Genomic DNA, 8,852 nt, shown 5'->3' on the forward strand with positions numbered 1-8,852 from the left:
TAAATCTTCTTGAGAAAGGAAACAATTTTAGAGATTCTGGGTTGAAATCAGCAATGGGTACTAGCTTATAAATCAATCCGCTTGGGTTAGCGCCAAAAAACTTACGTTTTTATGTCAAACTGAGTTTTAGCGTATAAGGAGCAGGGTTGCTATCACTAGAGCCAGAGAAAGTTCCGCCATCTTGGGGGAAGAAAGCATATTTACTCACTGAAATTGAGTAGGTTCCAGCACCCAATGAAGCGGTGATTAATGAGCCAAAGTCAGGCCCACTATCGTCATCACTTTGCAGTAAAATTCCAGCATTGTTAAACAGTCCGATAACTGTATCATCGGTTGTCGCCGCAGTAATAGTGGCAGTTGCTGGATTTGTTAGAGAAAATGTAAAAAAGTCGAAATCGGGATTATCTCCCGGTTGAACTGTTACTAACTCACCTGAGAGATTAACGTCTGATGCTGATGATAAAGAACCTAATCCTTCAGCGCTGGCTAGTGTATTGTTTGTAGCTTGTCCAGCATTTTCCCCCTCATAAAAAAGGAAATCGTTACTATCAAGTCTAAGATTTACTAGCCCCTGCACAATACCTATGATCTCATTTGGTTCTGCTCCAGGTTTGTCTAAAAATATTTGTGTATTGGCTCCAACAGATTGCAAGCGGTAGTTATTTGGGGAACCTTTAAGTTCTATTCGATCTTCACTAGGGTTGAAGTCACTAATCGTAGCTAAGTCTCCAAAACCAGCATTCGTAGTGTTTTTATCGTCGTAGTAGACATTTATCGCGTCCCCAAGGACAAATCTATCTAGCCCAACGCCGCCAGTTAAGGTATCAGTCTCTCCTAATCCAGGTTGAAGGGGACTAGCAGGGAAAACACCGATGAGGATGTCGTTTCCAGACCCCCCATTAAGTAAGTCATTGCCAGGCCCGCCCTGTAGACTATCATTGCCGTCGTCACCATTGAGGGTATCATTGCCATTATTACCATCTAGCGTGTCATCGGCTGCTCTCCCATTCAGAGTGTTGTTAGCAGTATTACCAAAAATGAAGTTGCTAAGACTATTACCTGTCGCGGTGATGTCGCCACCTTCCCTCAGTCTCAGGTTCTCCAGATTGGCACTTAGTGTGTAGGGGACAGATGACCGGACGGTATCTATGCCTGAATTAGTAGCCTCGGTAATGGTATCGGTAGCGCTGTCAATGATGTAAGTATCGTCGCCTACTCCCCCATTCAAGCTGTCAGTACCCAAGCCACCATCGAGTGTGTCATTGCCAAGTCCACCGATTAAACTGTCGTTTCCCGTCCCGCCAAATAGATTATCATTACCATCTGCACCATTCAGGGTATCGTTACCAGACAAACTATTGGCATTACCACCATTAGCCCAACCATATATCGTATCATCTCCCGATGTCCCATTTCTGGTGTCAGGATCTGTTGTGCCGAAAATAACTGCCATATTATTTTTCCTGAATTTCTAAATAATGCCTAACTTCGGCCTCAGTCACAGAACTTTTTATAAGTTCAATATACATTACTTAAAACTCTCCTAAATACAGATGCTTTTCTTAACCTAATGAATAGCAATATTACTTAGAAAATATTAATTATTGATTTGGTTAATTATTGATTATGCAAATGGTAAGGAACAAGAATTAAATAAGATACAATTTCAAAACTTACGCTTTCAAGGCAGTGAAAGCCCTGATTTACCGTAGGGGCAATTCATGAATTGCCCCTATATTTCGTACCTAATGCGTAAGTCCTAAATTTATGTCCCTAGCTTACCTCACCCTCAATCCCTCTTCTTATAAAGGAGAGGGAAGCTAGATATAGGATAAAATTTTGCATTTTATTTAATCTACGTTCCTAAGTAATTGAGTCAAAATAAATTTTGATTATTTTCCCATATTTAACTTAGCTGTAATTGCTGTAATCACTGTAATTACTTAATTAGCATGAACCAAAAGTTACGTCAACTTCTTTATCAAATCTTAAAAATGTAATCTTTTGGATTTCTAATACTGTTAAAAATATTTATAAATTTTATTTAATTTTTTTTTGAAATCTACTGTTTTTTTAGAAAAAATTAGGAGATTTTTTAGATAGATGCAATTTTTACGTTAAGTTAGGTTTCAATATTGTTTTTATTTTGTAAAATCAAGATTTTTCTATTAAAGAAATTAATTTCTAAATCTATAAGTTAAATTTATATATTGTCAAGAAGGTTTTTGAGCTTAATAACACTTAAGCTTTACATAAATTTTATATGCTTACTTTAAATATTAAAGCTTATTCTGGCAAGGAATGCCCCAAAACCCATCGTGCTAAATTGAAGGTTAATAGACGCGATCGCTTGGGCGCTCAAATCAAGGACTAAAGTCTTTACCCAAGGGGTTCGTTAGTCGCTCATGGGGGAAACCCCTCTCAGCGACTAACTCACTACGAACCTATTCATCCATCAAAGTTGCTCTGGTGGACTACTAGTTTAAAGTCCAAAAAATGAATCGTTACGTCAAAATTACTTTTTTTGTTAATTAATGGTGCTTTGAAGCGTCAGGCATAATTGCCTCCTGAAGATTTACGCCGTTGAGGTTAGCTCCCCTAATGTCGGCTCCTCTGAGGTTTGCTCGTCTGAGATTTGCTCCTCTGAGATTTGCGCCTCTAAGGTTAGTCCAACTCAAGTCAGCTTCACTTAAGTTAGCTTCACTTAAGTTAGCCTGCAACAGATAAGCACCACTGAGGTGAGCCTTATTTAGATTAGCTTTGTATAGTTCAGTTTTGTAAAGATAAGCCCCCAACACTTCCGCCTGGTACAAATTCGCCTCGCTGAGGTCAGCCGCAATCAAGTTAGCTTCAATGAGGTTGGCAAAAGAGAGATTAGTCCGCATTAGTTTTGCTGCGCCTAAATCGGCATCTATTAAGTTAGCGCCTCTTAAGTCGGTTCCAATTAGATTAGCATGAGCGATCGCAGCGCCTCTAAGATTCGCCTCACTCAAGTCTGCTCCAATAAAATTAGCATAACTCAAATCTGCCTGCGTAAGTATAGCACCACTCAAGTTAGCAACACTGAAGTTAGCATTACTCAAGTTAGCTTCAATAAGGAAGGCTTTGTAAAGGTTGGCACTACTCAGGTCAGCACCACTGAGGTTTGCTCGCACGAGTAAAGCATTACCCAAATCCACCTTGCTCAAATTTACCCCCTGGAGATTTGCGCCTCTGAGGTTATGCCCTTGCAGGTTTGCGGCGCTGAGGTCTGGTTCTATCTGAGGATTTTTCTCTCTCCACTCAATCCATGTAACTGCACCTGCTTTGAGTAAAGCTAGATGCTCTCGATTTGCCATGTTCTCTCCTTTACTCCTGACGCATACCCAGAGGATTTGCCCGACCGGCTACACTTTCTATTGCCGTTAATGCTCCGGCCGCACCTGCTAGAATATCTCTTTCATGTCCACCTAAGTAAAGTCGTCCAAAACTACCTACAGCTTGAACCTCAAGGATGTTAATCGATGCGGCTTTCTCAGCTTCATTCGCAGCTAATGCAGCGTAAGCAGCAGGTTCCACTTCTAATACATACAGCGTTTGCCCTGCTAGTAATAGCTGGCCTCGTCGCGTGCGATTAATAAGTTGTGTTTGGTAAGCATCGATGTTGCGGATAATTTGGCTAGAAACAACACGCGGTTTGAGACATTCGTCTTTTCGGACTCCCAATGCAGCCAAAATTGCTTGCCCAGCTGCTCGCGTTTCACCTTGGGAGCTAGAATGAACTTCTAATAGTCCGTACAGTCGTTCAACTATCTGTACTCCCGGACGGACAGAGGCTGCTTTCAGGGCTACATCCGTAATTTTATTAATTTCAATACCAGGAGAGATTTCAATCCACAGTGATGTATCCCCTGGTAATGGTAAGAAGCCTTGAGCTACTGTTCCCATATATGCTGCATGTTGAGGTTGCAGGCTGTCGAGAAATACGAAACTGCGTAGTTCTATTCCCAAGATTTTGCTCTCCAGTCGTAAGGGTAAAAGTTATCTATTGCAAGATATGAACGCCTAAGTTGGGGCATTTTTGCTACCTGACTTTTCACGCTATCGGGGAAACCTCACTTCTATTTCTCTCTTCCTTTAAGGAGAGAGACTTTGAATTTTCCCCCTTCCCATGTCGGTAAGGGGCTTAGGGCGTTAGGTTTTCGTGGGCTTTTCCACATGACCTGAATTGTCAGTTTTGCCACAACTGAAGGATGGAAAAACACAAAGTAGAAAAATTTTGCTGTCGATAAATTTTACGCCTGAGAAGTATTCTGGCAGGAAAAACCGCCTTGACAATTGTACAAGCTTTATTACACACAAATCGCTGTCTGCAATGCCCAACTGATCTTGATTTACTGATAAAGTTGATGTTACAAAAAATTCCAATAGCTAAATTGAAGTGGAAAAAATCCACTGGACTTCTGCGGATATCTTCAAAATGCTGCCAAAACCGCAGCCAATCAAACTCACAGCACTAGAATTTACACATTGACAAAGTGGGCAAGTAGTGGTTTAGGTGCAAATAAGGAAATAACTGACTGTTTGCAAATTAACTTTGATTGGCAGGGTAATCATAAATTCCGTTGCGATCGCTCCACCATATTTTCATACCACAATCTGTACACATTCAATACGCGAGATGTTTGAGCCAAGAGCCGTTTATCGTCCAAATATGGAATTATTTAGGACTTACCTAATGCTTTGCGAGTTGGCGCGATCGCACATTGAATGGGAGCATCCCAATAAGAGCTTAAATCTTTTCCCTCACCCCCAGCCCCTCTCCCTTCAGGTGGGAGAGGGGAGGCATAATTCTAGTTCCCCGAATCCCAAATATGGGATTCGGGGTTAGGGGATGAGGGCAAACACAAAGTTTTTGCACCTAACGGGATGCTCCCCATTGAATTAAAGTTTTGTAGAGTGGGCATATTGCTTTCTCATTTCAGTAGATTTAGCAAGCATTCAAGCATATTGCTTTCTCAAAATGCTTGATTGCTTTCTCATTTCAGTAGATTCAGCAAGTAAAAAGGCATATTGCTTTCTCAAAATGCTTGATTGCTTTCTCATTTCGGTATATCGCGCATTCATTTCGGTAGATTCAGCAAGCAAAAAGGCAGATTTATTTCTCAATTTGCCTTTTTGCTTTTTCAAATGAGCAATTTACGCACTCATAATAAGTTATTACTGTCTTGCACAAGCGATTAGTCATTAAACATGGAGTAAAGCCCTATTGCTTTTTCCCTATTGCTTAACGCTCTTTTATAACAATCCCAACTCTTCTGGAAAGCCTAGCATGATGTTTAGGTTTTGGATTGCGGCTCCCGATGCGCCTTTACCCAAGTTGTCGAGACGAGCAACTAGCAAGGCTTCTTTGGTGGTGTCATTGGCGAATACAAAAACTTGAACAATATTAGTGCCGTTGATTGCAATCGCATCCAAAAATATTCCGTCTCGCAGTAGTGTAGAATCTTGGTATGGAGCAACCTGCACGAATTTTTCACTTTCGTAATAGTTAACAATTACTTGATGAATAACCTCACCTGATGGTGGATTATCCAAAGTCCCCAACGGCAAAGGCACCTGAACCAGCATTCCTTGCTCAAAATCTCCTACTGCGGGTATGAATAGCGGCGGCGATGCTAATTCTGAGTAATAATGCATTTCCAAGACGTGCTTATGTCCAAACTGCAAACCGTAGATACCATAAGGATAAAGCGACTCTGCTCCAGTTTCCTGTTCGTGAAAGGTATGGTATTGTTTGATCAGATTCTTTCCGCCACCAGAGTAACCTGACACTGCATTAACGGTGATCGGAAAATTGCTCTTTAAAATTCCCTTGGCAATCAACGGACGGATACAGGCTAAAAATCCTGTGGGATAACAGCCGGGATTGCTGACATACTGAGCGCAGGCGATTTTCTCTCGCTGTCCTGGATTTAGTTCAGGAAAACCATATACCCAGTTATTAGCTGTGCGATGGGCGCTACTAGCATCAAGGATCTTAACCGTAGTACTACTTACTAAGCTAACAGCTTCGCGGGCTGCATCATCAGGTAGGCAGAGAATGACAACATCGACGGCATTAATTAGTTTAGTTCGCTCAGTTGCATCCCTACGTTTAGATGCTTCAATGCTAACTAACTCGATATCATCCCGTTGATTGAGGCGCGAGTAAATTTGTAAGCCTGTGGTTCCCGATTCCCCATCAATAAAAATCTTAGGTTTAGTAATCATGCGTCTAGCATCCCGCTCTGTGAGTAGTATTATTTTGACCGATTAATACTTACTTGACCTCTAGTTAATAAATTATATTAAGTTAGGACTTACGCACTATACAAATGTATCGTGATGTGCATTAACTAAAATAGGTTATTTCAGGCTTTTGTTAATTATGGTGCGATGCCTACGGCGGTAAACTACGCAAATCCACCATGCTGTACCCCTACAGCATTGCTGTACTCTTACAAAAGATTTGGTTTTTAAACTTATTCATATTTAGTGTTTTTTGTCAATGCATAAGTTTTATAAGTCAAAACAAATATTTTTAGAAAACACCAAAAATTGATTGTATCACCCAAACTGGTATTCTCTCTTATTTTTTTCAAAAATAAAATCGGATTGCTATAGCAGAGGTAAAAGTTAAATTGAAATTTTTTGTGTTGATCACGACATCTAAAAAATAATCAGTATGCTATGTTACTGAGCGACATCATAAATGCTCTCATTTTCAGCAATTAACTTAAGTGTAAATACACTCATTGTGGTATATGCGGCCAGAGAATTTCTAAATTCTTCCTGACCAAGATATACCAAAGTTTCTGCTGAGTTTTCACTAAAAGCTAGTTTAAATAACGAATTTATAGTACCTGATTTCACAACTAATTTGTGGTATCAAGTAGTACAAAATCCGTTAGTTCAAGCCATTCTAGCTGTTTTCACTTGTATGGAATACATATCTGTTGAGGAGTGCCATTCGTCTTGCACCCCATAGTGGATTGCATCCATACAACAATTGTTATGTCCAGTCTGAGGGAGATGCATAAAAATAAATCTCCAGCCTTATTAAAACGAATCAGCGACTACGCCTAGAGTGAAACCACCTTCGGCAGAGCAGTTCTTAAAAAGTAGGCTGAAGATTTATTTCGGGGGGAGCATCCCAATTTTGGTTAAATCTTTTCCCTCACCCCCAGCCCCTCTCCCTTCAGGTGGGAGAGGGGAGACATAATTCTAGTTCCCCTAATCCCATATTTGGGAGAGGGGAGACATAATTCTAGTTCCCCTAATCCCATATTTGGGATTCGGGGTTAGGGAATGAGGGCTATCAAGGGAATGGGACATTTGGGATGCTCCCATTTCGGGTTCGTGTCTGAGTAAATTTTTGTAGGAGTTAAGTGAACAAGATGAAACTGTACAAACAACGTCAAAGCAAAAATAGCGTATTGATTTTAACTTCTCTGGCTGTGTTGGCATCTCCATTAGTATTGCCCTTACAACAAGCCTTTGCAGAAACATTAACGACCGTTGTAAATTTCAACGGTACTAATGGAGCGAACCCAAATGCAGGTGTACTTGCAGGGAAGGATGGCAATCTTTATGGAACCACTTCCGCAGGTGGTTCGCAAAGTAAAGGAACAGCATTCAAATTAACTGGTTCTACTTTTAATACTCTGACTACACTAGTTAACTTCACTGGAACCAATGGAACTAACCCACTTGCTAGATTATTTCAGGCAAGTGATGGCAATCTATATGGTGCGACCTTTACAGGCGGTACAAATAACTTAGGTACGTTGTTTCAGTTGAAAAAAACAACTTTTACAAACTTGACAACTCTTTTGAATTTCAATGGTACTGGTGGAGCCAACCCAACAGGTAGATTGATTTCAGGTAGCGATGGCAGCTTGGTGGGGATAACTTCTGCCGGTGGGGTAAACAATAAAGGAACTGTATTTAAGATTCCGCTAACTGGTGGTGTCCCCACTGTCGTAGTCAACTTTAACGGTACTAATGGAGCAACTCCATTAGCAAGGTTGCAATTAGCTAGTGACGGAAACTACTATGGCACCGCCTCAGCAGGTGGAACAGCTAATAAAGGTGTGGCATTTAAGTTAACTCCCGCAGGAGTAATAACTTCATATAGCTTTAGTGGTGCTAATGGGCAAAGTCCTCAGGCTGGATTAATTGAATCTGATAAATTTATCTATGGCACGACTTCTCTAGGTGGAGCCAGTAATAAAGGAGCTATATTCAAGGTTCCCCTCGGTGGCGGTACACCGGTTTTAGTTGCCAGTTTTAATGGCACCAATGGGGCTAACCCCACAGCTGCACTCACAAAAGGAAGCGACGGTAACTTCTACGGTACAACTTCTACAGGTGGTGCAAATAATAAAGGAGCCATCTATCGGTTGACTGGAGGAACCATCACTTTGTTATTTAGTTTTAATGGCACGAATGGGGCAACGCCAGAGTCTACGCTAATTCAACTTGCTAATGGTGCATTTTACGGTACCACCTCTACTGGTGGCGCTTCTGCACAAGGAACCGTGTTTAAATTTACACCATAGCCTCAAATACAATCTACCTGCCAAATAATTAGTAGAACGTAGATTAGAAAAATGTAGATTTTTCCACTTTCAGATAGTTAAGTTTACTGCTTAAATCTTTTCCCTCAGCCCCTCTCCCATATTTGGGAGAGGGGAGACATAATTCTAGTTCCCCGAATCCCATATGATGGGGGATAGGCAGGGCTATTTCATTCTATTTTTACGGCAGTTTTTAGGAATCTTTTTCAGAAAAATAAGAATTTAAACGCGATTTAAGTTGAGAACCGTAGT

At 40.8% G+C, this 8,852-nt stretch carries 5 protein-coding genes; 1 reads left to right on the plus strand and 4 read right to left on the minus strand.

Features of this window, described 5'->3' with window-relative positions; all coding sequences use genetic code 11:
* Window positions 1-109: 109 nt before the first annotated feature.
* From V7K73_RS06730 to argC, 4 genes are all read right to left on the minus strand, one after another.
* The gene (locus V7K73_RS06730) at window positions 110-1,453 is read right to left on the minus strand and encodes a calcium-binding protein (protein ID WP_334878311.1); all 1,344 of its coding nucleotides are present in this window, start codon (window positions 1,451-1,453) and stop codon (window positions 110-112) included.
* Window positions 1,454-2,531: 1,078 nt separating this feature from the next.
* The gene (locus V7K73_RS06735; RefSeq protein ID WP_334878313.1) at window positions 2,532-3,338 is read right to left on the minus strand and encodes a pentapeptide repeat-containing protein; all 807 of its coding nucleotides are present in this window, start codon (window positions 3,336-3,338) and stop codon (window positions 2,532-2,534) included.
* A 10-nt stretch (window positions 3,339-3,348) separates the two neighbouring features.
* Window positions 3,349-3,990, minus strand: a complete 642-nt coding sequence (locus V7K73_RS06740) for a hypothetical protein (protein WP_334878315.1) — start codon at window positions 3,988-3,990, stop codon at window positions 3,349-3,351.
* A 1,287-nt stretch (window positions 3,991-5,277) separates the two neighbouring features.
* The gene (argC, locus tag V7K73_RS06745; protein WP_334878329.1) at window positions 5,278-6,249 is read right to left on the minus strand and encodes an N-acetyl-gamma-glutamyl-phosphate reductase; all 972 of its coding nucleotides are present in this window, start codon (window positions 6,247-6,249) and stop codon (window positions 5,278-5,280) included.
* 1,169 nt (window positions 6,250-7,418) lie between these two features.
* Here argC and V7K73_RS06750 point away from each other — a divergent pair.
* Entirely contained in the window at window positions 7,419-8,582 is a 1,164-nt protein-coding gene (locus V7K73_RS06750; protein ID WP_334878317.1) for a choice-of-anchor tandem repeat GloVer-containing protein, read from the plus strand.
* Window positions 8,583-8,852 lie beyond the last annotated feature (270 nt).

The organism is Nostoc sp. (assembly GCF_036916975.1).
Lineage (GTDB): Bacteria > Cyanobacteriota > Cyanobacteriia > Cyanobacteriales > Nostocaceae > Nostoc.